Source organism: Streptomyces sp. NBC_01431, assembly GCF_036231355.1.
Lineage (GTDB): Bacteria > Actinomycetota > Actinomycetes > Streptomycetales > Streptomycetaceae > Streptomyces.
This window is the reverse complement of record NZ_CP109496.1, coordinates 6,253,160-6,279,676: the sequence shown is the minus strand read 5'-3', so window position 1 is coordinate 6,279,676 and position 26,517 is coordinate 6,253,160. Positions and strand designations below refer to the sequence as shown.

Genomic DNA, 26,517 nt, shown 5'->3' with positions numbered 1-26,517 from the left:
GCAGGTCCTTGCCGGTCAGGGGGTACTTCCGGACTTCTCACCGTACGCCTGTGCAAGGAGCGCCTGCGCGGCGAGATAGGTGAGCATGACCCAGAGGTCGGGCCGGGGCGGCTGTGGCCAGTGGGCGACGCCGGTGGCGATGAGGGTGTCGGACAGCAGGAACAGAGCGCCGCCGAGGCCGACGAGGGGCCCCGGACGGGAGGAGCGGTAGGCCATCGCGGTGAGCAGCAGGCTGTATCCGGCGACCGGGATCCGCAGCCCGGCCGGCAGGTCCGGCCAGAGCGCGGCGACGGTGGCGGCCAGCGCGATCCCGTACGCGGCGCCGAGCCCGGCGTGCGTCCTGCCCCGCCCGAACAGCACGAGGTAGCAGACGTGCCCGGCGGCGAAGCAGCCCATGCCGAGCAGGAACGCGGTGTCCGCGTCCGACAGCAGGAACACGTCGCCGCCCCAGCCGCACAGCAGGGCGGCGACGAGCAGCCGCGGCCCACCGCGTGCGTACACGTGCCCAGCGAGCAGCGGCATGAGGAGCGGCTTGGCGAGCAGGTGCCCGAGGTGCCAGCCCCCGAGCAGGCAGACCAGGTCGACGGCACCGGCCAGCGCGAAGGCGATCAGGAGCGGGCGGGCGGCGGTCCGCCGCGTGCCCGCCCCGGTCGCGTGGGCGGGCAGCCCGCGCGGAACGGCGTCCGCGCCGGGTCGTGTCATACGGCGCGCTCCGCGACCGCGGCGGGCTCGGCGAGCGGCGCCGCGGGGGGCTGTGGCTGCCAGCCGGGCCCGCGAAAGATCCGCCCGGCCCGCTCGCGCCAGGTGCGGGCGGCGCGCACGTCGCGGGCGATGGCGGCGTACTCGTGGGTGGCGACGCGCAGCGGGTTGAAGGTGGAGATGTTCTTGGTGAGCCCGAACACGGGCCGTTCGGTCTCGGCGGTGAACGAGCCGAACATCCGGTCCCAGACGATCAGGATCCCGCCGAAGTTCCGGTCCAGGTAGCCGCCCTGGGAGGCGTGGTGCACCCGGTGGTGCGAGGGAGTGTTGAGGACGAACTCGAAGGGCCGGGGCAGCTTGCCGACCCGCTCGGTGTGCACCCAGAACTGGTAGACGAGGTTCGCCGACGAGCAGAAGGCGAGGACCGCGGGGTGCACGCCGAGCGCGATGAGCGGCAGGTAGAAGGGCCAGACGGTCCAGCTCGTCCAGGGCTGGCGCAGCGCGGTGGTGAGGTTGAACTTCCGGCTGGAGTGGTGCACCACGTGGCAGGCCCACAGGACCCGGATGACGTGATGTCCCCGATGGGACCAGTAGTAGAAGAAGTCCTGCCCGAGCAGCATCAGTGGCAGCGTCCACCAAAGGACCGGGATCGCGAGCGGGGTCAGGGCGTACACCGCGGTGTAGATCGCGACGATGGGAATCTTCCAGAGCGCGTCGAAGACCAGACTGCCGAGCCCCATGCCGACGCTGGTGGCGGCGTCCTTCGTCTCGTAACCCTCGGCCTCGTCGTCCGGATGGAGCCGGTAGCTCACCATTTCAATGACGGTGAGCAGCACGAAGGCGGGTATCGACCACAGCACGACATTGGGCAGGTTCGGCGACATGCCTGCACCGTAGGGGCGCGGTGGCAGGCCCGGCTAGAGGTTGTTACCGACAAGTATGCGAGACGAGTTGTCAGCAGCTTTTGGTGAGTTCCACCAATGACGCTCCGGGGCGGGGCATGCGATCGCCGGCACCGGTGCCCGCTGGGGGGGGCAACCGCGGTGTCAGGACCGGGAGTTGTCCTGACGGCTCACGCCCCCACCGCCCCCAGCAGGACCCCCGCCGCGTAAGTGACCCCCATGGCCACCGCTCCCCCGCCCATGTTCCGCAGCAATGCGCGGCCCACCTGGGCGGCGCCCAAACGGGCGCTCCACCAGCCGGTGAGGGCCAGCGCGGCCAGCACCGAGCCGACCGTGATGTACAGGCGGACGGAAGCCGGGGGCAGCACGATCGCCAGCAGCGGGAGCAGCGCGCCCGCCGTGAAGGCGAAGAAGCTCGCCCAGGCCGCGTGCCAGGGGTTGGTGAGCTGGTCGGGGTCGATGCCGAGCTCGACGCTGGCGTGGGCGCGCAGCGCGTCGCGTTCGGTGAGCTGGACGGCCGCTTCGCGGGCCAGCTCCGAGCTCAGCCCGCGCTCCTCCAACAGGCCGGTCAGTTCGGCGAGTTCGGCCTCGGGGGCGTCCTTCAGCTCGCGCCGCTCCATCGCCAGCGCGGCCCTCTCCGAGTCGCGCTGGGTGGAGACGGAGACGTACTCGCCGGCCGCCATGGACATGGAACCGGCGAGCAGTCCGGCCAGGCCCGCCGTCAGGAGGGCCGAGCGGTTGTCCGTCGCGCCGGCCACGCCGACGACCAGGCCCGCGGTGGACACGATCCCGTCGTTGGCGCCGAGGACGGCGGCCCGCAGCCAGTTCAGCCGCGAGCCGAGCGCCCCGCTGTGCGCCTCGTCGTGGTCGTCGGTTGAGCTCATGCGGGGAGGGTCTCACCCTCCCCCTCACCACACCCGCACCGACCCACCGAGCGCGAACGCCGGGCTCGTCGCCTCGGGCGGGATCTCCTTCAGCGGTTCGGCGATCTCCAGCACCGTGGGGCCGACCCGGGCCGCGATCGTGTCCAGGAAGGCCAGGTCGAAGCCGTACACGCGGGCCGCGTTGCCGCCCGCCATCGCCGCGACCTCGTCCCTCGGCAGGCCCGCGTACGCGATCCGCAGTCCCTCCCTGGAGAACGGCGTGGTGCCCTCGTCGTGGGGGTAGTCGCTGCCCCACATGATCTTGTCGAGGCCGATCCGGTCCCGCAGCGGCACCTCGTGCGGCCGCATGAAACTCGCCCCGACGAAGCAGTTGTCCCGCCAGACCTGGGAGGGGCCCTTGCCCATGGATTGCGCGAGGCCCGCCCCGAACTTCGATTCGGCGGTGGCCGCCCGGGTGGCCGCCGCCACCAGGCGGTCGTGGTAGTAGTCCAGCATGTCCAGCACGCCGGGGATCCAGCCCGAGCCCTGTTCGGTGAGGACCAGTTTCAGGTCCGGGTGGCGGCGGAACGCGCCACCGAAGATCAGGTGCCACAGCGCCCGGTGCGAGAACCACGTCGTCTCCACCATGAACACGGCCCGCGCCGCAGGCTCCTCCCCCAGCGGCGGCGACGCGGACCCGCCGTGGTGGTTCACCGGGAGGCCGAGTTCCGCGCAGGCCGCCCAGATGGGGTCGTACGACGCGGAGTGGAGCTCGGGCAGCCCCGAGCCCGGCGGGGTGCCCGGCAGCAGGACGCCCCCCGTCAGGCCGGCCTCCTTCGCCCGGCGGATCTCCCGTACCGCCTCCTCCACATCGTTGAGCAGGATCTGCGCCACGCCCGCCCGCCGCCCGGCCGACTGTCCGCAGAAGTCCGCCAGCCAGCGGTTGTGGGCGCGCAGGCCCGCCCAGCGCTGCTCGAACTCCGCACGGGTTGGGGCCGGGGCCATCAGGGAGGCGGAGGGGAAGAAGGGCGGGATCGTGTTCGGGAAGATGACCTCGGCCACGATGCCGTCCGCTTCCAGCTCGGCCGTGCGCCGGTCCGAGTTCCAGTTGCGGTCGGCCGTGTCGGCCATCAGGTCCTCGTACGGATTGACGTAGGTCGCCGCCCACGCGTCGAAGTCGTCGTGGTACTTCGACTCCAGGTACGGCTTGTAGTCCAGCAGGTCGGCCCCGGCGTGGCAGTCCGCCGAGATGACGGTGTAGCGGTCCGTCATGACGTCACCCCCAGAGCCGGGAAGTCGTGCTCCGTCAACCAGTGGCGGCCCACCTCGCGCGAGCGCGCCCAGGAAGCCTCCACGGCCAACTGGTCGTCCGGCTGGCCGAGTTCGGCGGGGGTGGGGCCGATCCGGCGCGCCATCGGGGCCAGTTTCGCCACGTCGAAGCCGAAGACCTCCGCGGCCGCCAGGCCCAGCATCCGCCGGGTCTCGGTCACCGGAATGTCGTGGAAGGTCTTCCTCAGCCACTCCCGGGTGTTCGGCCAGGTCCCCTCCGGGTGTGGGAAGTCCGAGCCCCACAGGATGTTGTCGACGCCGATCTCGTACCGCTGGGCGAGTTCGCGGCGCTTGGTGTTGGTGGCGCAGATGAAGAGCTGCCGGTCGAGGTACTCGCTCGGCGGGCGCTTCAGCTCCGCGAACGGGGAGAGCTTCTTGCCGCCGTGGGCGCCGAGGTAGAGGCGGTCCATGAACCACAGCAGGTTCGGCAGCCACCAGCACCCCGACTCCGCGACCCCGAACCTCAGCCCCGGGTGGCGCTCGAAGACCCCGGACCAGAGCAGGAACCACAGGGGGCGGGCGGGCCACCACGTCACCTCGGAGACGTAGATGCCCAGGTGGTCGCCGTACTCGTGGCGCGGGGCCGCACCCGAGTGCGTCACCATCGGCATGCCGGTCTCGGCGGCCGCCGCCCAGACGGGGTCGTAGCGCCGGTCGTGGTACGGAGCCTGGTCCACCCACATCGAGGGGATCATCAGCGCGCCGAGCCCGGACTCCTTGGCGCGGTGGATCTCGGCGACCACCCGGGAGACCTCGCCGGTGATGGGCAGCAGGGCCACCCCGCAGTGCCGTTCGGGATGCTGCCCGACGAACTCGGCCAGCCAGCGGTTGTGTGCCTGGGCGCCCGCCATGCCGAGGTCGGGATCCTGGTCGCCGGAGAGGCCGAGCCCGACGCCGAAGGGCGCGGCGGTGCGGCTGTCGACGGCGTCCGCGTCGGGGAAGACGACCTCGGCGGCCACCCCGTCCCCATCGAGTTCCTTGAGTCGCTGGGTGGCCTCCCAACCACCCTTGAGGCCTTCCTCGTTGTCGCTGAACCACTTGTCGGCGAAGGCCTCGTTGCGCACGCCGAGCCGGGTCATCTCCTCGCGGCGGCGGTCGCGCCCCGCGAGGAACGCGTCGAAGTCCCGGTGGAAACGGGCGTCCAGATAGGGCCGGTACCGCTCGGTGGGCAGACCGGCGTGGCAGTCGGAGGAGATGATCAGGTACGGGTCGTTCTGAGCCGTCATCACACGTCCCTCAGTCCAGGATGAAGCTTTCCAGGTACGACGGATTGGCGCGGTCGAGCATCGACTGCGACCTCGCCCGGATCTGCCGGTCGCTGTGCTCGCTCGCCGGGAGCATCCAGAAGCGGTCGGCGCGGATCCCGTCGACGACCTCCGCGGCCACCGACTCGACGGGCGTGAACTCGATCTCGTGGCCCGCGGCCTTCATCGCGGACTCCCACTGGCCGAGGCTGCGGTAGGGAGTCCTGCGCGGCCGCTCCTTGGCGTACCGCTCGGGCCGGTTGCGGTGCGACTCCCACAGCCCGGTGCGCAGCATGTGCGGGCCGGGAAAGAGCACCGAGGCTCCGATCGGGACGCCCTCCGCCTTCAGGTGCGCGTACAGGGACTCGGTCATCGTGACAACCGCCGACTTGGTGACGGCGTACACGGACGCGGTCGGGAGCGGGGCGATCCCGCCGTCGCCGGACGAGGTGTTGACGATCCGGCCGGGCTCGCCGCCCTCGATCATGCGCGGCACGAAGGCCTGGATGCCGTGGAAGACGCCCCACACGTTGACCGCGAAGGCCCACTTCCAGTCGTTGACCTCGTGTTCCCACATGCGGCCCTCGGCGCCCGAGCCGACCCCCGCGTTGTTGCACAGCACGTGCACGGCCCCGAAGGTCTGGTACGCGGCGTCCGCGAGCGCGGTCACGGATTCCCGCTCGCTGACGTCGGTGATCCGGGCGAGGACCCGCGCCCCCTCCTCGCGCAGCTCCCCCGCCGCCTTCTCCAGGGCGGCCTCCTCGACGTCGGCGAGGACGACCTTGAGGCCCTCGGCGGCGAACCGCCTCGCCATCGCGAGCCCGATGCCGCTCGCCGCCCCCGTCACGACGGCGACCTGTCCTGCGCGCAGCTCCATCTCACACGCTCCCCTGGGGCGGCCCGTCGAGGATCTGCTGGGGGTCGTCGTAGCGCTGGTGGATGTACGGCAACAGGGCCTGCGCGCTGACCCGTTCGGCCACCCTGCCCTTCTGGTCGGTGGTCTTCTCGCCGATGGTGATCTCCACGAGGCGGCGCACCGGCAGGTCGGCGACCGGGTCGTACGCCGACTCGCGGAGCACCACCTCACCGGCGATCCGCTCCAGCTTGCGCACCTTCTCGTTGCGTACGCAGTGGACGAGGACCGGATCGGCGTCGAAGCCCGCGCCGTCCACGGCCGGCAGGAACTTGAAGTAGAAGTCGGTCTTCTGCGTCGGCTCGGGCAGCGGCAGCGGTCCCTCCACGGTGCCCCGCACCTCCACGAACGCGATCCGGTGCCGCGCCAGCGAGGCCCGTACCACCGGGCCGTCGCGCTCGACGGTCACCTCGCCGAGCTTCTTCGGCTCGCCGAACACCTCGCGGCCCCCGATCAGGGCCCGCTCGTGCGTCATCGGCATGACCAGCGGATACCAGCCCTCCTGGCCGTCGTGCACGGCGGCGACCGCCACCGAGCCCGCGCCGAGCGGATAGCCGGGCAGGTCGACCTTGCTGATGTTGGCCCGCACCAGCGGGCGTTCGGCGGGCTTGAGCGGCGGCGGCAGCACGGCCGCGACCGCGTCGGGGTCGCTCTCCCAGACGGCCACCACACCCGTCGACCAGATGTCGGGGAGCTTGGAGCTCGCGGAGCGCGCGGCCTGGATCTCGGCCTCGGTGCGCGCCCCGTACCGTACGCGTGCCATTGGTACCACCCTTCGTGACGTCATCCGTTCCGGGTCTGTCCGTGGGTCTGTAACACAGTTACACCGAGCCCGCTGAAGGGTAAAGAGCCATGCGGGCAACGAAATTGAGGGGTCATCAGGTCATGACGCGTATGTCGCTCACCCGCGAGGAGGTGCTGGCCGCGGCCGGATCCCTGGTCAGGCAGCACGGCCCGGCGGCCCTCACCATGCGCAAGCTGGCCGCCGAACTGGGTACCGCGGTCACCTCCATCTACTGGCACGTCGGCAACCGCGAATCGCTCCTGGACGCGCTGGTCGAGCGGACCGTCGAGGAGCTGGGTGAGATCAGACCGCGCGGGCGCACCCCGGCCGACCGCATCGTCTCGGTCGCCCGCGCGCTGCGCCGCGAACTGCGCGCACGCCCACATCTGATCGCGATGGTCCACGAACGGGGGCTGACCGAGCGCATGTTCCTGCCCGCCCAGCAGGCCCTTGTCCACGAGGTGCACGCGGCGGGCCTGCGCGGCGCCCGCGCGGCCCAGGCGGTGCGGGCCGTGCAGTTCCAGGTGGTGGGGTACGTCCTGGTCGAACGCAACCGGGAACGCGCGCCGGTACAGCGCCCGGACGAGGAGGAGCTCTGGGACACCGGTGCGGCCCCCGCCGAGCACGACCCGGCACTGGCCCGCAGCCTGGCCGGACCGGTGGACCAGGACCGCCTCTTCACGGACTCGGTCCGGGCGCTGGTGACGGGGCTGCTCACCGGTTCCACGGGCCGGCCGTGACACGCAGGAGTGGCTCCGCGACGGCGGCTGGGGCCCCATGTCTGCCTCGTACGGCCCCAGTTGACGGCTGTGACGGGGCGGGGCCGGACCCCGGGGGCCCGGCGCGGGACCCGGCCGCGGGCCGGGCTGTCAGTGCGGCCCCGTATTCTCTGTGACCATGCTCGACGACCAGACGACAGCAGCGCCGTGGCCGACCGCCTACCCACAGGGGTACGCGGTCGTCGACGTGGAGACCACCGGCCTCGCCCGCGACGACCGGATAATCTCGGCTGCCGTCTACCGGCTGGACGCCCGGGGCAATGTCGAGGACCACTGGTACACGCTGGTCAACCCCGAGCGCGACCCCGGTCCGGTGTGGATCCACGGACTGACCAGTGACGTCCTGGCAGGCGCCCCGCTCTTCCCGGAGGTCGCCGAGGAGTTCGCGGCGCGGCTCGACGGGCGGGTCCTGGTCGCGCACAACGCGATCTTCGACTGGCAGATGATCGCGCGCGAGTACGCCCGCGCCGAGCGCACCGCGCCGGTGCGGCAGCGGCTGTGCACCATCGCGCTGTCCAAGGAGTTGGCGCTGCCGCTGCCCAACCACAAGCTGGAGTCGCTCGCGGCGCACTACGGCGTCGTGCAGCAGCGCGCGCACCACGCGCTGGACGACGCCCGGGTGCTCGCCGAGGCGTTCCGCCCGAGCCTGCACGCCGCGGCGGCCGGCGGAGTGCGCCTCCCCCTGCTCGAATGCCGCCCGCTCACCGAGTGGACGGACACCCCCGCCACCCCCCGGATCGGCTACCAGGCCTCGTACGGCGGCTCCGGCACCTGGCGGGCCTCGCGCAAGCGGCCCGCCTGCCCGTACCCCAACCCCGGGCGCTACGAGCCGGACCGCCCGCTCAAGCAGGGCATGCGGGTGGCGTTCTCCGGCGACACCTCAGTCGACCGGGAGCTCCTGGAGGACCGTGCGATCGAGGCCGGGCTGCACGTGGCGACCAGCGTCTCGCGCCTCACCAGCCTCCTGGTCACCAACGATCCGGACTCCGCGACCTCCAAGACCGTCAAGGCGAAGTCCTTCGGTACGCCGGTCGTGGACGAGGCCGCCTTCACCCAGCTCCTGCGCGACGTGGCACCGGCAGACGGGTGACCGCCGGGCGTGCCGTCCGGCCTCAAACGGGCGGCACCCCGCACCCTGTGGCGCATGGCACGTTGCGAGGTCTGCGGAAACGACTACGGGATGTCATTCGAGGTGCACGCGCAGGGCGCGGTGCACGTCTTCGACTGCTTCTCCTGCGCCATTCACCGCATGGCGCCCATCTGTGAACACTGTCGGGTCCAGATCATCGGCCAAGGCGTCGAGGTGGACGACATGTGGTTCTGCGGAGCGCACTGCGCCCGCGCGGAGGGAAAGGCAGGCATCGTAGACAAGGTCTGACCGCCCTCCCCACCCCCCTCGGCGCACCCCGTGGTCCGAGTTGTACGGTCATGGGGTGTACCGCTTCCTGTTGTCCCGGCAGTGGGTGCTCGTCACCCTTCTGGCCCTCGCTCTCATCCCCACGATGATCGAGCTGGGTTTCTGGCAGCTCCACCGCCATGAGCACAAGGTCGCCCAGAACACGCTCATCGCCGACAACCTGAAGGCCAAGCCGGTCCCGGTGACCGACCTGACGTCGCCGGGCCACACCGTCCCGACGTCGGACTACTGGCGCAAGGTCACGGCCACCGGCACGTACGACACCGCGCACGAAGTGGTCGTACGGCGCAGGACCGCGGCGGACGGCCGGGTCGGCTACCACGTCCTCACCCCGTTCGTCCTCGACGGCGGCACGACCGTGCTGGTCAACCGGGGCTGGATCGCCGACAACGGCAACCAGACGGACTTCCCGAAGATCCCCGCGCCGCCCGCCGACAAGGTCACGGTCACCGGCCGTCTGATGGCCGACCAGACGACCGCGGCCAGCGGCATCAAGGACGTCAAGGGCCTGCCGCCCCGCCAGGTCATGCTGATCAACAGCACCGAACAGGCCAAGGTGCTGGGCCGTCCGGTGCTCGGCGGCTACATCGAACAGACCGCCCCCGAGTCGGCCGACAACTCGCCCGAGCTCATCCCGGCCCCCGACGACAGCTCGATCGGCCCGCACATGGCGTACGCCGTGCAGTGGTGGCTGTTCTCGGCCGGGGTGCCGGTCGGCTGGTTCATCCTCGTACGGCGCGAGAAGCGCGACCGCGAGGAGGCGGCGGCCCGGCCCGCGGCCACACCCGAGCCCGCGACCGCGACCGCCTGAGCGCTCCGTGCGAAGGGGCGTTCGCCGGCCGCGGACCAACCGTGGCCGACGCGCGGATCCCCACGCCCCCTCCGGATGCGGCAGCGCACCAAAGACCCACAAGACCGCTCGCCGCCGTGTGGCTGCTTAGCAATTTCTCCAGGTGGGAACACGCCATGGCGTGACCCAACGTACTCAGCGCATCGAGGACTACGCCCTCATCGGCGACCTGCAGACCGCGGCCCTGGTCGGGCGGGACGGCTCCGTGGACTGGTTGTGCCTGCCCCGATTCGACTCCGCCGCCTGTTTCGCGGCGCTGCTCGGCGACGAGGACAACGGCCACTGGCGCATCGCCCCGACCGAAGCCGGCCACGCGGGCCGGTGCACCCGGCGGCGCTATCTGGACGAATCGCTGATCCTGGAGAGCGTCTGGGAGACCCGCACCGGCACCGTGAAGGTCCTCGACTTCATGCCCCAGCGCGACCAGGCCCCGGACGTCGTACGGATCGTGGAGGGCGTCAGCGGCACGGTCGAGATGGGATCGGTCCTGCGGCTGCGCTTCGACTACGGCCATGTGGTGCCGTGGATAAGGCGCTCGGAGGGGCACCGGGTGGCCGTCGCGGGCCCGGACTCCGTGTGGCTGCGCAGCGATCCCGAGGTCAAGACCTGGGGCCAGCACATGAGCACCCGCTCGTCGTTCACGGTCGGCGAGGGGGAGAAGGTCGCCTTCGTCCTCACCTGGCATCCCTCGCACGAGCCGCGTCCCGATCTCTGCGACCCGTACGCGGCTCTGGAGGAGTCCCTGGCCGACTGGCAGGAGTGGGCGGCCCGCTGCCGGTACCAGGGCCCCTACCGGGACGCCGTGGTGCGCTCGCTCATCACCCTCAAGGCGCTGACCTACGCGCCCACCGGCGGCATCGTGGCCGCCGCCACCACCTCGCTGCCCGAGGAGATCGGCGGCGTACGCAACTGGGACTACCGCTACTGCTGGCTGCGCGACTCCACGCTCACTCTTGAAGCGCTGCTCTCGGCGGGCTATCTGGAGGAGGCCGGGCAGTGGCGGGACTGGCTGCTGCGCGCGGTGGCCGGCGACCCGGCCGACCTCCAGATCATGTACGGCCTGGCGGGCGAGCGGCGCCTGCCCGAGGCCGAACTCCCTTGGCTTAAGGGCTACTTGGGCTCGTCTCCGGTACGAGTCGGCAACGCGGCCGTCGAGCAGCTCCAGCTCGATGTGTACGGAGAAGTGGCCGACTCGCTGTTCCTGGCGCGCGAGGCGGGGCTGCACAGCCAGCCGCATGCCTGGAGCATCCAGCTCAGCCTGCTCGGCTTCCTGGAGGCGCGGTGGCGCGAACCGGACGAAGGGCTGTGGGAGGTGCGCGGGCCGCGCCGCCACTTCGTCCACTCCAAGGTGATGGCCTGGGTGGCCGCCGACCGCGCGGTGCGCACCCTGGAGGCGGAACCGACGCTGCACGGCGATGTCGAACGGTGGCGGCGGATGCGCGACGAGGTGCACCGGGAGGTCTGCGAGAAGGGCTTCGACCCGGTCCGGGGCACCTTCACCCAGGCGTACGGCTCGACGGAACTGGACGCGGCGACGCTGCTCATCCCCCGGCTCGGCTTCCTGCCGCCGGACGATCCGCGGGTGGTGGGCACGGTGGAGGCGGTGCGTGCCGAGCTCGCCGCGAGCGGGTTCGTACGCCGCTACAGCACCGACAGCACGACGGTGGACGGGCTGCCCGGTGGCGAGGGCACGTTCCTGGTGTGCTCGTTCTGGCTGGCGGACGCGCTGCGCCTGACGGGGCGCGAGGAGGAGGCGCGGGAGCTGTTCGAGCGGCTCCTCGCGCTCCGCAACGACCTGGGGCTGCTCGCCGAGGAGTACGACCCGGTGGCGGGGCGCCAGGTCGGCAACTTCCCGCAGGCCTTCAGCCACATCGGCCTGGTCGCGACCGCCTGCGCGCTGGAGCCGGACTACGAGCAGGAGGCAGGATAGGCGCATGGATCTTGGACTGAAGGGCCGCGTGTACGTAGTCACCGGGGCCTCGCGGGGCCTCGGTCTCGCGTCCGCCCGCGCACTGGCCGCGGACGGCGCGAAGGTCGTCGTCACCGGCCGCACCGAGAAGACGCTGAAGGAGGCCGCCGCCGAACTCGGCCCCGGCGCGCTCCCGGTGGTCTTTGACAACGCCGACCCGGCAGCGGCGGCACGGCTGATCGCCACCGCCCGCGAGCACTTCGGGCGCTTCGACGGGGTGCTCATCAGCGTGGGCGGCCCGGCGCCGGGCTTCGCGGCGGACAACACCGACGAGCAGTGGCGGTCGGCCTTCGAGTCGGTGTTCCTCGGCGCGGTGCGGATGGCCCGCACCGCCGCCGACGAACTCGACGCCGGCGGGGTGATCGCCTTCGTGCTCTCCGGCTCCGTGCACGAGCCGATCCCCGGCCTCACCATCTCCAACGGGCTGCGCCCCGGCCTCGCGGGCTTCGCCAAGTCGCTGGCCGACGAGCTGGGCCCGCGCGGCATCCGCGTCGTCGGCCTGCTCCCGGCCCGCATCGACACCGACCGGGTCCGCCAGCTGGACGAACTGTCCGGCGACGCGGAAGCCACCCGCGCGGCCAACGAGGCCCGCATCCCGCTCCGCCGCTACGGGACACCGAAGGAGTTCGGCCGCACGGCCGCGTTCCTGCTCTCGCCCGCGGCGTCGTACCTGACAGGCATCATGCTCCCGGTGGACGGCGGCGCCCGCCACGGCTTCTGAGCCCGAACCCTGGCCCCGGGGCAGCCCTCGGGGCCCCCTCTGGGGGCGGGAGCAGGCCCCCGCTTCCGGCCTCGGTACCCGGGAGAGACCCCCGGAGGGGCTCGGGAAGGGGCGGGGCGGGGAAAGACGCGGCCGCCTCAACTCACGCGCTGCGCCCCATGCTTGACCCCCCGCAGCCGCACCTCCGCCGGCAACTCCGCAAGCCCCGCCGAGTCGCGGGCGTGCGCCAGCGCCTCCCCCTCCAGTCGCGCGAGCGACCCCGCCGGCGAGGCATGCGCCTCCAGAACCAGTACGGCCCGAGCCGCGGGCGCGGACCGCCGGCCGACCAGCGCGACGTGTGCCCGGGACACTCCGTCCAGCGACTCCGCCTCGCCCACGAACACCGCCTCAAGCGCGCGGCCGCGCAGCAGCGCCCCTTCGCCGTCCCCGGAGTCGACCAGGATCTCAGCGAGGCGGGGCCGGCGGAACTGGGCGAGCAGCCACCACAGGGCGAGCAGCACGACCACGGCGAGCACGGCGAGCACCACCGGCCACCACCAGCCCTGGTCGTGCCAGTGGACCCGGCGTGACCTGCTCAGGAGCACCGCGTGCCGATCGCCCCAGGGCCACCACGACGGGACCGCCAGGCCGAAGCCGGCGGCGAGTACCGCGCCGCCCGCGAGGAACAGCACAAGCCCGGCAAGGCCCAGCAGCACCCGGTTGACCGTCCGCAGCATGTCTCAGCCCTTCCGTGCCGGGCGGCTCACGTGGACCGCGAGACCGGGCGGCCTGGCCAGGCCGAGGTCCCGGATGCCCGCGTCCAGCGCCGCGTCCAAGTCGGCCCGTACGTCGTCGAGTTCACGGAAGTGCGACAGGGCGCGCACCACGACTTTGGAACGCCTCATGCGTACCCGCGCCGACTGGACGCCGGACACCTCCATCACCCGGTCGCGCAGGACGAGCGCCGCGGCCGTCCGGTCGAGCCCGGCCCGCACGGCCGCCGATTCGCGCCGCATCGGCAAAACGCCGCGGAGTCCCGGGGTGGCCGCGAGCACGATCAGCCAGATCCCGATCAGCGCCACGGCGCCCGCGCCCGCGAGCACCGCCACGTCATCGACGGGGTGGTGCGCGAGCCATCCGGCCAGCCGGACCCGCCAGTACATCGCGGGGCGGTGGGCGCGTACGGCGGCGATGTCGTAGAGGAGCAGTCCGGCCGCCGCCAGGACCACCAGGGCGAGCAGCCCGGCGGGCACCCGGCGCATCGACCAGAAGCGGCCCGCCCGGCCCGCCTCGCCGTGCGCGAGGACCGGCACCGGGTCGTAGTCGGCGGCGGACGCCGACTGGTCGAGGCCACGGCCGGCGGCCGGATCCTGCTCGATCACCGGCAGCCGTCGCGTGCTGTCGTCGGGTTCCTGCGGCTGGCTCATCGGATCCTCCCCGGGTCCGCCGCGCCCGTGTGCGCCGAGTGCAGCCGTTCGATCTGCACCGCCACTTCGGGCACCTCCATCCCCGCCAACGCCCTTACCCGCTCGGCGACTCGGTGACGCACCGCACCGCACTGGCGGCCGATGTCACCGGGGTAGCCGAGTTCCAGGCCGACCCGGACGCGGGCGCTTTCCTGGTGCACGGTGACCGTGGCGCGCGGAGGTGCGCCGCCCTCGGGGATCCTGTCCAGCGCCTCCCGGGCCGCCTGCGCGGCGATCTTCGCGACGACCCGGTCGGCGATCCGGGTGGCGCCGCGCTCGGCGGCCTCGATCCGTCCGGACACCGTCATCGATCAGCGCCGCCGGTCGCCGCGGTCGCGGGGCCGGAAGAAGTCACCGGGTTCGAGGTCGCCCTCCAGGAACCGGCCCACCACGAAGCCGATCGCGCCGAGCGCCGCGACCAGCACGAACGCCCCGAAGCCGCCGAAGTATCCGGCGAATCCGAGCGCCATGCCGGCCACCAGGCCTACCACCGCCATGCTCATGCTGAGCTCCTCACGCAGGGACACACGCGGAAAACAGGGTTGAGGACAGGGGTTACTGAAGCCGGGACTCCGGCTCGTCCTCTTCCTCGTCGGGCAGCTTCACATCGCTGACGGCGATGTTGACCTCGACGACTTCGAGGCCCGTCATCCGTTCCACCGCCGAGATGACGTTCTCGCGGACGTCGCGGGCGACATCGGTGATGGACACTCCGTAATCGACGACGATTTCGAGGTCGAGCGCGGTCTGCACCTCGCCCACCTCGGCCTTCACCCCGCGCGTGACAGCCGATTTGCCGCCGGGCACCCGGTCCCGCACCGCTCCGAACGTACGGGAGAAGCCACTGCCCATGGCGTGGACTCCCAGTACGTCGCGGGCCGCGAGACCGGCGATCTTCTCGACCACGCCGTCGGCGATCGTGGTGCGGCCGCGTCCTGCCGGATCGCCGCCGCCCCGCTTGCCGAGCGAGGCCTTCCGGGCGTACTCGGCCGGGTCGCCCGACGGGTCGTGCTCGGGTGTGCCGGACCTGTTGCGCTGTGCGGTGTCGCTCATGACCGTTCATCCCTTCGCCCTTGGACTCCGTTGCCCACATTAAGCGTGGTTGCCCCGACTCGCCCCCGCAATGAGGCAGGCTGGAACCATGACGGGTGACGGATGGAGTGCCGCGGTACGGCGTCGACTGGGCCTGGGCCGGCTGCTCGCTCTCGGTGGTCCCGAGGACGGCACCTGGATCACCGAACGGGCCGCGACCGCGGTGCTGAGGGCCGCGGTGGGGCAGCTGCCCGGCCTTGCCGTGACGTCCCTGCGGCTCGCCCCGGCCGACCCCGACGCACCGGCCGAGCCCGTGGTTCCGGCCCCGCCGAGCGCCCTGCCGCCGACGGCGCTGCGCATTTCGGCGGAGCTCACCGCCCGGGGCGACCAGCCGCTGCCGGAGCTTGCCGCGGGCCTGCGGGACGCCCTGCTCGCGGCGGCGGACGACCGGCTCGGCCTGGTGGTCTCGGACGTCGACCTGCGCGTGACGGCCCTGCTCGACGTCCTCCCCGATCCCCCGCTCGGCGGTCCCCCACCCGGCGCAGCCGAGCCCGCGGCGACGGCGGCCGCGGCGGCCGCGCTGTCGACCCCGGGCGTCGCCCACCTGACCGCGGAACTGGGCTCCCCGGTGCACACGACAGCCGGACACATCCGGCTGGAACTGGCGACAACACCCCCGCACCACCCCCTGGAGGTGGCCCGAGCGGTCCGCAGCGCGGTAGCAGCGGTCGTCCCAGAGGCGGAGTCGGTAGCGGTCCTGATCACCTGGTCCGGCTGACCGGCACACGATCCGGACCGCACGACCAAGCCGTGCGAGGTCAGGGGCAGCGCCCCCGACAACACCCCGCGGGGTGCGGGCCGGCTCAGTCCGAGAGACCGGCCAGGTCGCGCAGACGCCGGGCCTGAGCGGCCCGCTCGGCAACGCGCTGGTCCTCGTAGTCCCGCCCCACGGCCCCCCTCAGCAGTGCCTTCGTCTCGACCACCGCATCCCGAGGAGCGGCAAGCAGCGCTCCTGCCAAGTCCCGTACCGCGGAGTCGAGTTCGGCACCCGGCACGGCAAGGTTGGCGAGGCCGACGCGCTCGGCCTCCTCGGCCCCCACGAACCGCCCCGTCGCACAGATTTCGAGCGCGCGGGCGTACCCGACGAGCCCGACGAGCGGATGCGTGCCGGTGAGGTCGGGGACGAGTCCGAGGCTGGTCTCGCGCATGGCGAACTGCACGTCCTGCGCGACGACCCGCAGATCACAGGCCAGGGCGAGCTGGAAGCCCGCACCGATCGCATGCCCCTGGACGGCCGCGATCGACACGATGTCGTTGCGGCGCCACCAGGTGAACGCCTCCTGGTACTCGGCGATGACCGCGTCGAGCTCCTCGTCGGAGCCGCGCGCGAGGTCGATGAACGAGGGCTCGCCGTCGAAGCCTTCGGGAGTGAAGGCCTGGCGGTCGAGGCCGGCGGAGAAGGACTTGCCCTCCCCGCGCAGCACGACCACGCGCACGCTGCCCGGCAGCGACCGTCCGGCGTCCGCCAACGCCCGCCACAGAGCGGGAGACTGAGCGTTGCGCTTGCCCGGATTGGTCAGGGTCACCGTGGCGACCGCGTCGGCGACGGAGAGCCGGACGCCGTCCTTGTCGAATACCTCTACCTCAGGTGCGGGCGAAGCCATGGAGCGCCTCCGGGTCAGTGGCCGTCAGTGCATGACCGCGACGGCGGTCATTAAGTGACTGCACAGTAACCACCCGGTCGACCGCACGGCCGACCGGGTGGTCACCACCGGACCCGGGGGACCACAGGGGACGCCGGACCTGCCTCGGTCAGGCCGAGGCGGCCTTCTTGCCCCGTGTCGCTCCGCCGCGTCCGCGGAGAGTGACCCCGGACTCGCTGAGCATCCGGTGGACGAATCCATAGGAGCGGCCGGTTTCCTCGGCCAGCGCCCGGATACTCGCACCGGAGTCGTACTTCTTCTTCAGGTCTGCCGCGAGCTTGTCGCGCGCGGCGCCGGTTACCCGGCTGCCCTTCTTCAGAGTCTCGGCCACCCGTGCCTCCTCATGGGAAGTGCGCTCTGGACTTCTCATGATCACCCCTTCCGCCCGTCCTGGCCACCCATTCGGCAAGGTCCGTACGACGACCTCCGGGTCCGGGGAGCCGTCCGACCGGAGCAGAATGGCGCATTCCGGCGGGGCTTGGACATGTCCGGGCCTGAAAGTCGAGACGAAACGCCAGGTCAGCGCTGTGTTCCGGGTCACACAAGGAAAAAGGCCCGTCCCAGAGGGGACGAACCTTGATCCAGCGCATCCCACGCCGGGGTACGAGACGCACTCACTCAGATTGAGGATCACGGCTGAGCCGAATGATCCATGAGGAGTGGATCAGCGGTTGGATCATGCACGGATCCCGCCGCCTGACGCCCGGGATCAGGCGAGCGCGACCAGATCCGCGTAGTCGGGGCCCCACAGGTCCTCGACCCCGTCCGGGAGCAGGATGATCCGCTCCGGCTGGAGCGCCTCGACCGCGCCCTCGTCGTGGGTGACCAGGACGACGGCGCCCTTGTACGTGCGCAGCGCGCCCAGGATCTCCTCGCGGCTGGCGGGGTCGAGGTTGTTGGTGGGCTCGTCGAGCAGCAGAACGTTGGCGGAGGAGACGACGAGGGTGGCCAGGGCGAGCCGGGTCTTCTCGCCACCGGAGAGCACTCCGGCCGGCTTGTCCACGTCGTCGCCGGAGAAGAGGAACGAGCCGAGCGTCTTGCGGACCTCTACGAGGTCGAGGTCCGGGGCGGAGGAACGCATGTTCTCCAGGACCGTGCGATTGGGATCGAGGGTCTCGTGCTCCTGCGCGTAGTAGCCCATCTTCAGCCCGTGGCCCGGCGTGACCTCGCCGGTGTCCGCCTTCTCGGCGCCGGCGAGCAGCCGCAGCAGCGTCGTCTTGCCCGCACCGTTCAGTCCGAGGATGACGACCCGCGAGCCCTTGTCGATGGCCAGGTCGACGTCGGTGAAGATTTCGAGCGAGCCGTACGACTTCGACAGGCCCTCCGCGGTCAGCGGGGTCTTGCCACAGGGCGCGGGCTCCGGGAAGCGCAGCTTGGCGACCTTGTCGGAGACGCGTACCGCCTCCAGGCCGGACAGCAGGCGCTCGGCGCGCTTGGCCATGTTCTGCGCGGCGACCGTCTTGGTGGCCTTGGCGCGCATCTTGTCGGCCTGCGAGTTGAGGGCGGCGGCCTTCTTCTCGGCGTTCTGGCGCTCGCGCTTGCGGCGCTTCTCGTCGGCCTCGCGCTGCTGCTGGTAGAGCTTCCAGCCCATGTTGTAGACGTCGATGTTGGCGCGGTTGGCGTCCAGGTAGAAGACCTTGTTGACGACCGTCTCGACCAGGTCGACGTCGTGGGAGATCACGATGAAGCCGCCGCGGTAGGACTTGAGGTAGTCGCGCAGCCACACGATGGAGTCGGCGTCGAGGTGGTTGGTCGGCTCGTCCAGGAGCAGGGTGTCGGCGTCCGAGAAGAGGATCCGGGCGAGCTCGATGCGACGGCGCTGACCGCCGGAGAGCGTGTGCAGCGGCTGGCCGAGCACCCGGTCGGGCAGGCCTAGCGCCGCGGCGATGGTGGCGGCCTCGGCCTCGGCGGCGTACCCGCCCTTGGTGAGGAACTCGGTCTCCAGGCGCTCGTACTTCTTCATCGCCTTCTCACGCGTGGCGCCCTTGCCGTTCGCCATGCGCTCCTCGTTCTCGCGCATCTTGCGCAGGACTTCGTCGAGGCCGCGGGCGGACAGGACGCGGTCGCGGGCGAGGACGTCGAGGTCGCCGGTGCGCGGGTCCTGCGGCAGATAGCCGACCTCGCCCGAGCGCGTGATGGTGCCGGCGGCCGGGACGCCCTCGCCGGCCAGGCACTTGGTGAGGGTGGTCTTGCCCGCTCCGTTGCGGCCGACCAGGCCGATGCGGTCGCCCTTGGCGACGCGGAAGGAAGCGGACTCGATGAGGATTCGGGCGCCGGCGCGCAGCTCGATGCCGGTGGCGGTGATCACGGAAAGACTCCAGGGCGGAATGGACGGCGGACGGGACGGGGGTCGCGGAGGTCGACGCCGTCTAATGCACAAGGAGAATTGCCATGGGCCAATTCTAACTGGGCCACGCAACCCGGTTTCGCCGCGGTCCGTGCGCCGCTCACCAGGGAGATCGTTGCCGAGCGGGGTGCGGTCCGGGGTGATCGGGCCGAGCGCATCGGCCGGGGCAGCGAAACAGCCGTACAAAACGGGCGTAGCGCAGTGAACTGTCTGATACTCGGGGTGACGTACGGAGGGCTGCCCGCGTGCCGGCCCCGGTGGATCAGAGGGTGGTGCGCCCCATGCGGTTCGACGACGACGCCGAGCTGGACACATCCGAGGTCCAGGACGCGCGCGGCAGCCGGATCCCGGGCGGCCGGGCCACGGTGGGCGGCGGCGTCGTCGGCTTCATCGCCCTGCTCCTGGCGCTGTTCTTCGGGGTGGGCCCGGAGGAGCTCGGCCTCTCGTCGGGCGACACGACACCGGCGGCCAGTTCCTCGTCCCAGGCGCAGGTGTCGCAGAGCTGCAAGCGCGGCTCGGACGCCAACACCAAGGAGGACTGCCGGATCGTCGCGGTGGTCAACAGCGTGCAGGACTACTGGAGTCAGGAGTTCCCCCGGCGCGGCGGCACGTACTCCCCCGCCCGGACCGTCTTCTTCACCCAGCGGGTCAACACCGCGTGCGGTGCGGCGACTTCGGCGGTCGGCCCGTTCTACTGTCCGGGAGACCGGCAGGTCTATCTCGATCTGGGGTTCTTCGACGAGCTGCGCACCAAGTTCGGCTCCAGCGGCGGCCCCTTCGCGCAGGCGTACGTGGTGGCGCACGAGTACGGGCACCACGTCCAGAACCTGATGGGCACCTTGCGAAAGGCGCAGAACGGCCAACAGGGCGCCAACAGCGATGCGGTGAAAGTGGAGTTGCAGGCCGACTGCTACGCCGGTGTCTGGGCACACCACGCGACGACCACCGCGGACCCCTCGACGGGCCGCCCGCTGATCACCAGCCTCACCGGCCAGGACATCAAGGACGGGCTGGACGCGGCGGCCGCCGTGGGCGACGACCGGATCCAGGAGAGGTTCCAGGGCCGGGTGACCCCGGAGACCTGGACACACGGCTCGGCACAGCAGCGCCGGCAGTGGTTCCACACCGGGTTCCGGAGCGGCGACATGGCGGCCTGCAACACCTTCACGCCGTGAAGTCCGCCGGGCCGGGGCGTTGTCAGTGCCGGGTGCGAGACTGAGATCCAGGTCATAGTCATCGGCCTGGCCACCCAAGGAGTGATCGGTATGAGCGTCTGTCCGACGATTCTCTACAGCGACGCGAAAGCGGCGATCAGCCGGCTCACACACGCCTTCGGTTTCACCGAGGTGTGCGTGTACGAGGGGGAGGACGGCAGCGTGATGCATGCCGAACTGTCCTACGGCACCGGCCTGGTGATGATCGGCTCCAAGGACCGCGCGGGCCTCTTCGCCCAGACGATGGCGGACGCGGGCCCGGTGGGGGTGTACGTGGTGGTGAGCGATGTGGACGCGCACCACAAGCACGCCGCCGAGCAGGGCATGGAGATCCTGATGGAGCCGACGGACCAGGACTACGGCTCGCGGGACTACATGGCGAGGGACGCGGAGGGCAACGTGTGGAGCTTCGGCACGTACGTGCCGGGCGGGGCGGGATGAGGGGGCGGGGGGCGGGGGGCGGCTCGGTCCCGCCCCGGCCGGGGCGGGCACACGCTTGCTAGGCGGAACCGTTGTGGACCTGGAAGGCGGCCCGGCGGACCGCCTTGGCCAGGGCCGGGTCGGGGTGCGCCGCGGCGAGTGCGACCAGGACCTGCACGGTGCGGGGATGTCCCACGGCCCGCACCTCGTCGAGGAGCGCGGGCACCGTGCCCTGCACCGCCGAGTCGAGGTGGCGCACGAGGAGTTCGCTCTCGCCGTGGTCGGCCACGGCGGCGGCGGTGTCGACCCACAGCCAGGTGGCCTCCTCCCGGGTGAGGACACCCAGCACGTCCTCCGGATCGCCGCCCTCGTACTCCGCCAGCCAGAGCAGGGCGTAAGGGCGCAGGGAGGTCTCCGTCGCGGCGGCGCGCACCCCGGGCTCGGCGGGTGCCCCCACCACGCGCAGCGCCTCGAAGGAGAGCCCCCGCAGCAGCGCGTCGTCGCCGCGCGCCGCGTCGAGGAGTTCGGTGACGGCGCTGCCGACGGTGCGGGCGGCGATCCAGGCGCGGTACTCGGCGCGCGCCGGGCCGGGGGTCAGGCCCGCGCAACCGCGCAGCATGTCCTCGGCGGACTGCTCGATGTTCCCGGCCGGACTCTGCGCGGCCACACAGATCTGCTCCAGCTTGACCCAGACCGCCCAGTTGCCGAGCGGGGTCAAGGTGGCCTGGCCCTCGCCGAGGGTGAGCGCGCCGACGGCGGCGAGGCCGGCCAGGGCCCAGCCGAGCAGGTGCGGAAGGAGCGGCGGCAGCGCCTCGGGGTCGGGCTCGGGGCGGTAGGGGACCTCGCAGCGTTCCTCGCGGAGTTCGGCGACCCGCTGCCCGAGCAGGTCGAGCAGGGCCGGGACCAGCACGGGCCCGGCCGAGAGCTGAAGGAGGGAGAGCACCTGGGGCACGGCCTCGACGACCTCGGCGACCGCGGTGGGGGCGATGTCGTCCGGGGCGGGATGGACGATGGACCAGGCGTCGAACAGCGCGACCCAGCCGCGCAGCACGGCCGCGTCGTCGCGGTCCCAGGCGCGCAGCCGCCAGCCCGGACGCACGGTGGCGCCGTGCAGCTCGACGAGCCCGGCGAGCCGTGCACGGTCCCAGCCGGCCCGCACCTGAGTCTGCGTCAGACCGAGTGCGGCGGCGGCCCGCTCGGCGACGGGGGCGGGCAGTGGTCCCGGCCGCCCGGGGCCACAGGCGCCGCCGCGGGCGCGCTCGGCGTCGATCCAGCGGGCGACGCGTACGGCGTCGGCGAGCACCACCCTTGCCTGGCGGGCCAGTTCGGCGGCGGCAGGGGTGCCCGCGGGCGGCCGGGGGGCCGGCCTGGTGCGCCGGTCGGTCACCGCCCTGCGCGCGGTGGCAAGAGGTCGGGCTTCCCTCGGCTGCGGACCGCGGACAAGCCGCAGTCCGGAGTCGCGCGGCAACTTCTCTTCAGGCTTCCGGGAGGTCACGGATGCAGTCTTCCCGTTGACGGCCCGAAAGCCCAAACGGAATCGGCCACGCCTGTCCCTCGGGGGGGACGGCCGGGGTTGCCGGGGCCGGGGTGGGCGACCGGGCGAAGGCCGTCCGCCGGGGGCCGGCGGCGCGCCCGGAACCGGCCACGGCCGCCGTGCCGGTTGCCGCCGGGGTCTCACATGAGGGGGGTCAGGAAGCGGCGCAGGGTTTCCTCGTAGCGGGGCGGGTCGGCGTTCCACATCGAGGCGTGCGGAGCGTGGGCGACCGTGTGCAGGGTGATCAGTTCGGGGCGCCGGTCGGCGAGTTCGCGGGACGGACCCCAGGGGGCGAGCGTGTCGTCGGGGCCGTGGAAGAGCAGTGTCGGCACGCGCAGCGCCGCGGGGTCGACGGCTTCCTGGAGCCGGTCGCCGTGGATGCCGGTGCGGCCCTGGGCGGCGCGGACGGCGAGCGGCAGCAGCACGCCCGGGGTGCGGCGGGCCGTGGCGAGGGCGCGCAGGGTGAACTCCCAGTCGAGGACGGGTGAGTCGAGGACGATGCCGCTGATGCGCTCGCGCAGCGGGGAGTTCGCGGCGGCGTGCAGGGCCATCGTGGCGCCGGTGGACCAGCCGTGCAGGATGACGCGCTCGGCCCCCGACCGGACGGCGAACCGGATCGCGGCGTCGAGGTCGCGCCATTCGGAGTCGCCGAGGTGGCCGAGGCCGTCCGGCGGGCGGGGCGCCCCGTCGTCGCCGCGGTAGGTGATGTCCAGCACGGGCAGTTGCTGGCGGTGCAGGAAGCCCATGATGTTCAGGGGGTGTTCGCGGGTGGTGCCGAGGCCGTGCACGGTGATCACCCAGGTGGTGCGGGGTCCGGGCACCAACCAGGCTGGCAGCGGGCCGAGTTCGGCCGGGATCTCGACGTCCCGGTGGTCCAGGCCGAGCGCGGTGTGCGGAGTCCCGCGGTGCACCTGGGGGGTGAGCCGCACCCGGTCGCCCGGTGCGACGCCGCCCTGGGTGACTCGCTCCAGTCGGCGTACCACCGTGTCCGCGGTGTGCGGAGCGCCGTCGAGGATGTCACCGACGACCGCGCGGACGCCGTCGCCCTCCAGGCCGTACGTCCCCGGACGCAGCGCGGCGAGCGAGCGCGTCAGGGTGATCCGGCCGGGGGCCGTGGCGTGCACGGTCAGCCGGGGGTCGGTCGGCAGCGGGCGGCCCGGCGGCGCCTTGAGGGCGGCGTCGCTGGCGTAGCGTCCGGCGACGACCGCTGCCGCGCCGACGCCGATGAGTGTGGTGACGGCCGCTGCCGTCTTCATAGCGGGGCGCACGCGTCCAGTCTCGGCCCGGGTCGGCCGCGGTGCCAGTGGGCGGGACCATCGGGGCGGCCTGGCCGCCGCGGACCCGGGGCGCCGCTACGGCTGGCCGTAGCCGCGCAGCCGCTCGGCGGCCTCGTCGAGCTGGGCGGGGCTGAGCAGGGTCGGCGTGCGGCCGGGCAGCGCGGCGGCGGTGAGCCACACGCGGCACATCCACTCCAACTGGGCGGTGCGGTCGTAGGCCTGGGCCAGGCCGGTTCCGTACGTGAGGGCCCCGTGGTTCTGGAGGAGGCATCCGGTGCGGCCCGCCAGGGCACGCAGCATGTTCTCGGCCAGTTCCTCGCTGCCGTACAGGGCGTACGGGGCGACCCGCACCGGGCCGCCGAGCTCGGCGGCCATGTAGTGCACCAGCGGCAGTTCGCCGACGAGCGTGGAGACGGCCGTGGCGTGCACGGCGTGGGTGTGGACGACGGCCCGTGCGTCGGTGTTCCGGTACACCGCGAGATGCATCGGGATCTCGCTGGTGGGCCGGAGCGTGCCCATGACCTGACGGCCTTCGAGGTCGACGGCGACGGTGTCGGAGGGGCCGAGCCGGTCGTAGGGGACGCCGGTCGGGGTGACGAGGACCAGCTCGCCGACCCGGACCGAGACGTTGCCCGAGGTGCCGACGACCAGTCCTTCCGCAGCGGTCCTGCGCGCGGTGTCGATCAGTTCGGCCCAGGCCGCGGCCGTCGCCGCCTCGTCACTCATGCGGCTGATCCTGCCAGGCCCGCCACGGCCGCGGCACGCGGTCGTGGCGCGATCTTCCACTAGCCTCTGGCCGTTTGTTCCGTACGCCGGGACGTACATCGGGACGTACGTCGGGATTCAGGGGGACACCATGGCTCGCGACCACCGTCCGTTCGTGCGCCACCTCGGCATCCGGGCCGCGGTCGCGGCCGTGCTGGCCGCGCTGGCCATGGAGGCACTCGGGCTCGCCGCGCTGCCCGGCGCGGCGGCCGCCGGCAAGCCGCTCGGCGACGACGTCTCCTCGCACCAGAAGAACGTCGACTGGGGTGCCGCGAAGGGCCGGGGCGCGTCGTTCGTCTACGTCAAGGCGACCGAGTCCACCTGGTACCGCAATCCCTACTTCACGCAGCAGTACGACGGCGCCCGGCAGGCGGGCCTGGTCCGCGGCGCCTACCACTTCGCGGTGCCCGACCAGTCGTCCGGCCAGGCGCAGGCGGCGTACTTCGTGCAGCACGGCGGCGGCTGGCGGCGCGACGGCTGGACGCTGCCGCCCGCGCTCGACCTGGAGCACAACCCGTACTCCAACGGCGACAGCAGCGACAAGTGCTACGGGCTGAGCCCCGCCGCGATGACCGAGTGGATCACGGCGTTCAGCGACGAGGTGCACCTGCGTACCGGCCGCCGTCCGGTGATCTACACGACCGCGCCCTGGTGGCACGACTGCACCCGCGACAGCCGGGCTTTCGCCGCCACCCACCCGCTGTGGCTCGCGCGGTACGCCGCCTCGCCGGGGGCGCTGCCGGCCGGCTGGTCGCGCTGGACGTTCTGGCAGTACGCCAATGGCAGCGGAAGCCTGCCGGGTGACCAGAATCTCTTCAATGGGACTTTTGCGCAGTTGAAGAAGTTCGCGAGGGGCTGAGGCCGGGCCGGGAACGGGCTCACGGCGGGCCGAGGAGGCCGACCGCGGGGCTGATGGGGTCAAGAAGCGGCCACATACACCGCCGCGCCCGCCCCAGTTCACCTTCCGTTCACCCAGGTTACTTACGTTCGTCCCGCCACTGACGTCGAACGATTGCCTGGGTAAATGGAACACACCACACTGCTGCTCGCGATTGTGATCGCGACAGCTCTCGTGTTCGATTTCACGAACGGTTTCCACGACACCGCCAACGCGATGGCCACCACCATCTCGACCGGCGCCCTGAAGCCCAAGATGGCGGTCGCCATGTCCGCCGTGCTCAACCTGGTCGGCGCGTTCCTGTCAGTGGAGGTCGCCAAGACGATCTCCGGCGGGATCATCGATGAAAAAGGCATCAGAACCGAGGTGATCTTCGCGGCGCTGGTCGGCGCCATCCTGTGGAACCTGCTGACCTGGCTGCTCGGACTGCCCTCCAGCTCCTCGCACGCCCTGTTCGGCGGCCTCATCGGCGCCGCGGTCATGTCGGCGGGCTGGTCCTCGGTCCACGGCTCGACCGTCGTCACCAAGGTGCTGCTCCCCGCGGCCGCCGCCCCGATCGTCGCGGGCATCGCCGCGCTGCTCGCCACCAAGCTGACGTACCGGTTCAACCGCAACACCAGCGAGAAGGCCACCGCCAAGGGCTACCGCGCCGGCCAGATCGCCTCCGCCGGCCTCGTCTCGCTCGCCCACGGCACCAACGACGCCCAGAAGACGATGGGCATCATCACCCTCGCCCTGGTCACCAGTGGTGTGCTGCACCCGGGCTCGAACCCCCCGCTGTGGGTCATCGTCTCGGCCGGCATGGCCATCGCGATGGGCACCTACATCGGCGGCTGGCGCATCATCCGCACCATGGGCAAGGGCCTCACCGAGCTCCGGCCGCCGCAGGGCTTCGCCGCCCAGACCGGTGCCGCGACCGTCATCCTGGCCTCCTCGCACATCGGCTTCTCGCTCTCCACCACCCAGGTCTGCTCCGGCTCCGTCATGGGCGCGGGCCTCGGCCGCAAGGGCGGCGTGGTCCGCTGGTCCACCGCCACCCGTATGGTCGTCGCCTGGTGTCTGACGCTTCCGGCGGCCGGACTGGTCGGCGCGGGCGCGGAGTTCCTCACCAAGCAGGGCAGCTGGGGCATCGCCGCCGTCGCCGTGCTCCTGATCGCCGGCTCCGGCGTCATCTGGTCGCTCTCGCGCCGCCAGCCCGTCGACCACACCCACGTCACCAACGACGAGGCGGAGCCCGCCGGTGTCATCACCACCGCGATCGCCGCGGTGAGCCCGCCGCCGACCGGCGTCGCCGTCGCGGCCACCGACCTCAAGGCCACGATCCAGGCCCCGGCCCCGGTGGCCCCCGCCGACCCGCCCACCCCGGCAACGGTCTGACCGGGCATCCGACCAGGAACAGCTAAGGAATCCTC

The 26,517-nt window shown here is 72.1% G+C and carries 29 protein-coding genes; 11 read left to right on the top strand and 18 right to left on the bottom strand.

Features of this window, described 5'->3' with window-relative positions; translation table 11 throughout:
• Positions 1 to 15: 15 nt before the first annotated feature.
• The 7 genes from OG522_RS28645 to OG522_RS28615 all read right to left on the bottom strand — a co-directional run bounded on the left by OG522_RS28645 (position 16) and on the right by OG522_RS28615 (position 6,713).
• The gene (locus OG522_RS28645) at positions 16 to 702 is read right to left on the bottom strand and encodes a lysoplasmalogenase (protein ID WP_329465906.1); all 687 of its coding nucleotides are present in this window, start codon (positions 700 to 702) and stop codon (positions 16 to 18) included.
• Entirely contained in the window at positions 699 to 1,583 is an 885-nt protein-coding gene (locus OG522_RS28640) for a sterol desaturase family protein (protein WP_329465904.1), read from the bottom strand. Before OG522_RS28640 ends, OG522_RS28645 begins: the two co-directional genes overlap by 4 nt.
• Before the next feature lie 188 nt (positions 1,584 to 1,771).
• On the bottom strand, positions 1,772 to 2,485 hold the full coding sequence (locus OG522_RS28635; protein WP_329465903.1) for a VIT1/CCC1 transporter family protein: 714 nt from the start codon (positions 2,483 to 2,485) through the stop codon (positions 1,772 to 1,774).
• A gap of 24 nt (positions 2,486 to 2,509) precedes the next feature.
• Entirely contained in the window at positions 2,510 to 3,736 is a 1,227-nt protein-coding gene (locus tag OG522_RS28630) for an amidohydrolase family protein (RefSeq protein WP_329465902.1), read from the bottom strand.
• Entirely contained in the window at positions 3,733 to 5,019 is a 1,287-nt protein-coding gene (locus OG522_RS28625; protein ID WP_329465901.1) for an amidohydrolase family protein, read from the bottom strand. The genes OG522_RS28630 and OG522_RS28625 overlap by 4 nt, the downstream gene beginning before the upstream one ends.
• Before the next feature lie 10 nt (positions 5,020 to 5,029).
• Positions 5,030 to 5,914 carry an SDR family NAD(P)-dependent oxidoreductase gene (locus OG522_RS28620; RefSeq protein WP_329465900.1) on the bottom strand — a complete coding sequence of 295 codons (885 nt, stop codon included), beginning with the start codon at positions 5,912 to 5,914 and terminating at the stop codon, positions 5,030 to 5,032.
• Between the two features lies 1 nt (position 5,915).
• Positions 5,916 to 6,713, bottom strand: a complete 798-nt coding sequence (locus OG522_RS28615; protein ID WP_329465899.1) for an acetoacetate decarboxylase family protein — start codon at positions 6,711 to 6,713, stop codon at positions 5,916 to 5,918.
• Between the two features lie 122 nt (positions 6,714 to 6,835).
• On the opposite strand from OG522_RS28615, the gene OG522_RS28610 reads away from it, so the two are divergent.
• The 6 genes from OG522_RS28610 to OG522_RS28585 all read left to right on the top strand — a co-directional run bounded on the left by OG522_RS28610 (position 6,836) and on the right by OG522_RS28585 (position 12,470).
• Positions 6,836 to 7,474 carry a TetR/AcrR family transcriptional regulator gene (locus OG522_RS28610; RefSeq protein WP_329465898.1) on the top strand — a complete coding sequence of 213 codons (639 nt, stop codon included), beginning with the start codon at positions 6,836 to 6,838 and terminating at the stop codon, positions 7,472 to 7,474.
• Between the two features lie 151 nt (positions 7,475 to 7,625).
• Positions 7,626 to 8,603: a DEDDh family exonuclease gene (locus tag OG522_RS28605; protein ID WP_329465897.1), complete on the top strand. Its 978-nt coding sequence runs from the start codon at positions 7,626 to 7,628 to the stop codon at positions 8,601 to 8,603.
• A 54-nt stretch (positions 8,604 to 8,657) separates the two neighbouring features.
• Entirely contained in the window at positions 8,658 to 8,891 is a 234-nt protein-coding gene (locus tag OG522_RS28600; RefSeq protein WP_329465896.1) for a hypothetical protein, read from the top strand.
• 55 nt (positions 8,892 to 8,946) lie between these two features.
• Positions 8,947 to 9,741, top strand: coding sequence for an SURF1 family cytochrome oxidase biogenesis protein (locus tag OG522_RS28595; RefSeq protein ID WP_329465895.1), 795 nt, complete (start codon positions 8,947 to 8,949; stop codon positions 9,739 to 9,741).
• A gap of 160 nt (positions 9,742 to 9,901) precedes the next feature.
• Positions 9,902 to 11,710, top strand: a complete 1,809-nt coding sequence (locus OG522_RS28590; protein ID WP_329465894.1) for a glycoside hydrolase family 15 protein — start codon at positions 9,902 to 9,904, stop codon at positions 11,708 to 11,710.
• Between the two features lie 4 nt (positions 11,711 to 11,714).
• Positions 11,715 to 12,470, top strand: a complete 756-nt coding sequence (locus OG522_RS28585) for an SDR family oxidoreductase (RefSeq protein ID WP_329465893.1) — start codon at positions 11,715 to 11,717, stop codon at positions 12,468 to 12,470.
• Positions 12,471 to 12,607: 137 nt separating this feature from the next.
• Here OG522_RS28585 and amaP read toward each other — a convergent pair whose 3' ends face one another.
• From amaP to OG522_RS28560, 5 genes are read right to left on the bottom strand one after another with little or no spacing between them, the layout of a single operon-like run.
• Positions 12,608 to 13,186: an alkaline shock response membrane anchor protein AmaP gene (gene amaP / locus OG522_RS28580; protein WP_329465892.1), complete on the bottom strand. Its 579-nt coding sequence runs from the start codon at positions 13,184 to 13,186 to the stop codon at positions 12,608 to 12,610.
• Positions 13,187 to 13,189: 3 nt separating this feature from the next.
• Complete coding sequence (locus OG522_RS28575) at positions 13,190 to 13,876, bottom strand: DUF6286 domain-containing protein (protein WP_329465891.1); 687 nt, start codon at positions 13,874 to 13,876, stop codon at positions 13,190 to 13,192.
• Positions 13,873 to 14,223 carry a hypothetical protein gene (locus tag OG522_RS28570; RefSeq protein ID WP_329465890.1) on the bottom strand — a complete coding sequence of 117 codons (351 nt, stop codon included), beginning with the start codon at positions 14,221 to 14,223 and terminating at the stop codon, positions 13,873 to 13,875. Before OG522_RS28570 ends, OG522_RS28575 begins: the two co-directional genes overlap by 4 nt.
• A gap of 3 nt (positions 14,224 to 14,226) precedes the next feature.
• Positions 14,227 to 14,418, bottom strand: a complete 192-nt coding sequence (locus OG522_RS28565) for a hypothetical protein (RefSeq protein WP_329465889.1) — start codon at positions 14,416 to 14,418, stop codon at positions 14,227 to 14,229.
• Positions 14,419 to 14,470: 52 nt separating this feature from the next.
• Positions 14,471 to 14,968: an Asp23/Gls24 family envelope stress response protein gene (locus tag OG522_RS28560; protein ID WP_329465888.1), complete on the bottom strand. Its 498-nt coding sequence runs from the start codon at positions 14,966 to 14,968 to the stop codon at positions 14,471 to 14,473.
• A gap of 88 nt (positions 14,969 to 15,056) precedes the next feature.
• Between OG522_RS28560 and OG522_RS28555 the strand changes: the two genes are divergently transcribed.
• Positions 15,057 to 15,725 (top strand): hypothetical protein, encoded by a 669-nt coding sequence (locus OG522_RS28555; protein ID WP_329465887.1) that lies wholly within the window; start codon positions 15,057 to 15,059, stop codon positions 15,723 to 15,725.
• Positions 15,726 to 15,810: 85 nt separating this feature from the next.
• Here OG522_RS28555 and OG522_RS28550 read toward each other — a convergent pair whose 3' ends face one another.
• The 3 genes from OG522_RS28550 to OG522_RS28540 all read right to left on the bottom strand — a co-directional run bounded on the left by OG522_RS28550 (position 15,811) and on the right by OG522_RS28540 (position 18,958).
• Positions 15,811 to 16,611: an enoyl-CoA hydratase/isomerase family protein gene (locus OG522_RS28550; RefSeq protein ID WP_329465886.1), complete on the bottom strand. Its 801-nt coding sequence runs from the start codon at positions 16,609 to 16,611 to the stop codon at positions 15,811 to 15,813.
• 148 nt (positions 16,612 to 16,759) lie between these two features.
• Positions 16,760 to 16,981: a helix-turn-helix domain-containing protein gene (locus OG522_RS28545; protein ID WP_006123601.1), complete on the bottom strand. Its 222-nt coding sequence runs from the start codon at positions 16,979 to 16,981 to the stop codon at positions 16,760 to 16,762.
• Positions 16,982 to 17,359: 378 nt separating this feature from the next.
• Positions 17,360 to 18,958 (bottom strand): ABC-F family ATP-binding cassette domain-containing protein, encoded by a 1,599-nt coding sequence (locus OG522_RS28540; RefSeq protein WP_329465885.1) that lies wholly within the window; start codon positions 18,956 to 18,958, stop codon positions 17,360 to 17,362.
• 320 nt (positions 18,959 to 19,278) lie between these two features.
• Here OG522_RS28540 and ypfJ point away from each other — a divergent pair, with 320 nt between their 5' ends.
• Together ypfJ and OG522_RS28530 are read left to right on the top strand one after the other, a co-directional pair.
• Positions 19,279 to 20,172, top strand: a complete 894-nt coding sequence (gene ypfJ, locus OG522_RS28535; protein ID WP_329465884.1) for a KPN_02809 family neutral zinc metallopeptidase — start codon at positions 19,279 to 19,281, stop codon at positions 20,170 to 20,172.
• A 90-nt stretch (positions 20,173 to 20,262) separates the two neighbouring features.
• On the top strand, positions 20,263 to 20,652 hold the full coding sequence (locus OG522_RS28530; RefSeq protein ID WP_329465883.1) for a VOC family protein: 390 nt from the start codon (positions 20,263 to 20,265) through the stop codon (positions 20,650 to 20,652).
• 58 nt (positions 20,653 to 20,710) lie between these two features.
• On the opposite strand, the gene OG522_RS28525 is transcribed toward OG522_RS28530, so the two are convergent.
• The 3 genes from OG522_RS28525 to OG522_RS28515 all read right to left on the bottom strand — a co-directional run bounded on the left by OG522_RS28525 (position 20,711) and on the right by OG522_RS28515 (position 24,168).
• On the bottom strand, positions 20,711 to 22,018 hold the full coding sequence (locus OG522_RS28525; RefSeq protein ID WP_329467769.1) for a hypothetical protein: 1,308 nt from the start codon (positions 22,016 to 22,018) through the stop codon (positions 20,711 to 20,713).
• A 287-nt stretch (positions 22,019 to 22,305) separates the two neighbouring features.
• A complete protein-coding gene (locus OG522_RS28520) occupies positions 22,306 to 23,433 on the bottom strand; it encodes an alpha/beta hydrolase (RefSeq protein ID WP_329465882.1) in 1,128 nt (375 codons plus the stop codon).
• Between the two features lie 84 nt (positions 23,434 to 23,517).
• Complete coding sequence (locus tag OG522_RS28515) at positions 23,518 to 24,168, bottom strand: class II aldolase/adducin family protein (RefSeq protein ID WP_329465881.1); 651 nt, start codon at positions 24,166 to 24,168, stop codon at positions 23,518 to 23,520.
• A 130-nt stretch (positions 24,169 to 24,298) separates the two neighbouring features.
• Between OG522_RS28515 and OG522_RS28510 the strand changes: the two genes are divergently transcribed.
• Complete coding sequence (locus OG522_RS28510) at positions 24,299 to 25,066, top strand: lysozyme (RefSeq protein WP_329465880.1); 768 nt, start codon at positions 24,299 to 24,301, stop codon at positions 25,064 to 25,066.
• 165 nt (positions 25,067 to 25,231) lie between these two features.
• Positions 25,232 to 26,482, top strand: a complete 1,251-nt coding sequence (locus OG522_RS28505; RefSeq protein ID WP_329465879.1) for an inorganic phosphate transporter — start codon at positions 25,232 to 25,234, stop codon at positions 26,480 to 26,482.
• Positions 26,483 to 26,517 lie beyond the last annotated feature (35 nt).

Bases quoted from the DNA above. Each gene is read 5' to 3' on its own strand.
- OG522_RS28575 (WP_329465891.1), bottom strand. From the start codon at position 13,876: ATGAGCCAGCCGCAGGAACCCGACGACAGCACGCGACGGCTGCCGGTG.
- OG522_RS28620 (WP_329465900.1), bottom strand. From the start codon at position 5,914: ATGGAGCTGCGCGCAGGACAGGTCGCCGTCGTGACGGGGGCGGCGAGC.
- OG522_RS28515 (WP_329465881.1), bottom strand. From the start codon at position 24,168: ATGAGTGACGAGGCGGCGACGGCCGCGGCCTGGGCCGAACTGATCGAC.
- OG522_RS28645 (WP_329465906.1), bottom strand. From the start codon at position 702: ATGACACGACCCGGCGCGGACGCCGTTCCGCGCGGGCTGCCCGCCCAC.
- amaP (WP_329465892.1), bottom strand. From the start codon at position 13,186: ATGCTGCGGACGGTCAACCGGGTGCTGCTGGGCCTTGCCGGGCTTGTG.
- OG522_RS28555 (WP_329465887.1), top strand. From the start codon at position 15,057: ATGACGGGTGACGGATGGAGTGCCGCGGTACGGCGTCGACTGGGCCTG.
- OG522_RS28510 (WP_329465880.1), top strand. From the start codon at position 24,299: ATGGCTCGCGACCACCGTCCGTTCGTGCGCCACCTCGGCATCCGGGCC.
- OG522_RS28505 (WP_329465879.1), top strand. From the start codon at position 25,232: ATGGAACACACCACACTGCTGCTCGCGATTGTGATCGCGACAGCTCTC.
- OG522_RS28625 (WP_329465901.1), bottom strand. From the start codon at position 5,019: ATGACGGCTCAGAACGACCCGTACCTGATCATCTCCTCCGACTGCCAC.
- OG522_RS28630 (WP_329465902.1), bottom strand. From the start codon at position 3,736: ATGACGGACCGCTACACCGTCATCTCGGCGGACTGCCACGCCGGGGCC.
- OG522_RS28635 (WP_329465903.1), bottom strand. From the start codon at position 2,485: ATGAGCTCAACCGACGACCACGACGAGGCGCACAGCGGGGCGCTCGGC.
- OG522_RS28570 (WP_329465890.1), bottom strand. From the start codon at position 14,223: ATGACGGTGTCCGGACGGATCGAGGCCGCCGAGCGCGGCGCCACCCGG.
- OG522_RS28615 (WP_329465899.1), bottom strand. From the start codon at position 6,713: ATGGCACGCGTACGGTACGGGGCGCGCACCGAGGCCGAGATCCAGGCC.
- OG522_RS28600 (WP_329465896.1), top strand. From the start codon at position 8,658: ATGGCACGTTGCGAGGTCTGCGGAAACGACTACGGGATGTCATTCGAG.
- OG522_RS28550 (WP_329465886.1), bottom strand. From the start codon at position 16,611: ATGGCTTCGCCCGCACCTGAGGTAGAGGTATTCGACAAGGACGGCGTC.
- OG522_RS28585 (WP_329465893.1), top strand. From the start codon at position 11,715: ATGGATCTTGGACTGAAGGGCCGCGTGTACGTAGTCACCGGGGCCTCG.
- OG522_RS28640 (WP_329465904.1), bottom strand. From the start codon at position 1,583: ATGTCGCCGAACCTGCCCAATGTCGTGCTGTGGTCGATACCCGCCTTC.
- OG522_RS28565 (WP_329465889.1), bottom strand. From the start codon at position 14,418: ATGAGCATGGCGGTGGTAGGCCTGGTGGCCGGCATGGCGCTCGGATTC.
- OG522_RS28560 (WP_329465888.1), bottom strand. From the start codon at position 14,968: ATGAGCGACACCGCACAGCGCAACAGGTCCGGCACACCCGAGCACGAC.
- ypfJ (WP_329465884.1), top strand. From the start codon at position 19,279: ATGCGGTTCGACGACGACGCCGAGCTGGACACATCCGAGGTCCAGGAC.
- OG522_RS28610 (WP_329465898.1), top strand. From the start codon at position 6,836: ATGACGCGTATGTCGCTCACCCGCGAGGAGGTGCTGGCCGCGGCCGGA.
- OG522_RS28530 (WP_329465883.1), top strand. From the start codon at position 20,263: ATGAGCGTCTGTCCGACGATTCTCTACAGCGACGCGAAAGCGGCGATC.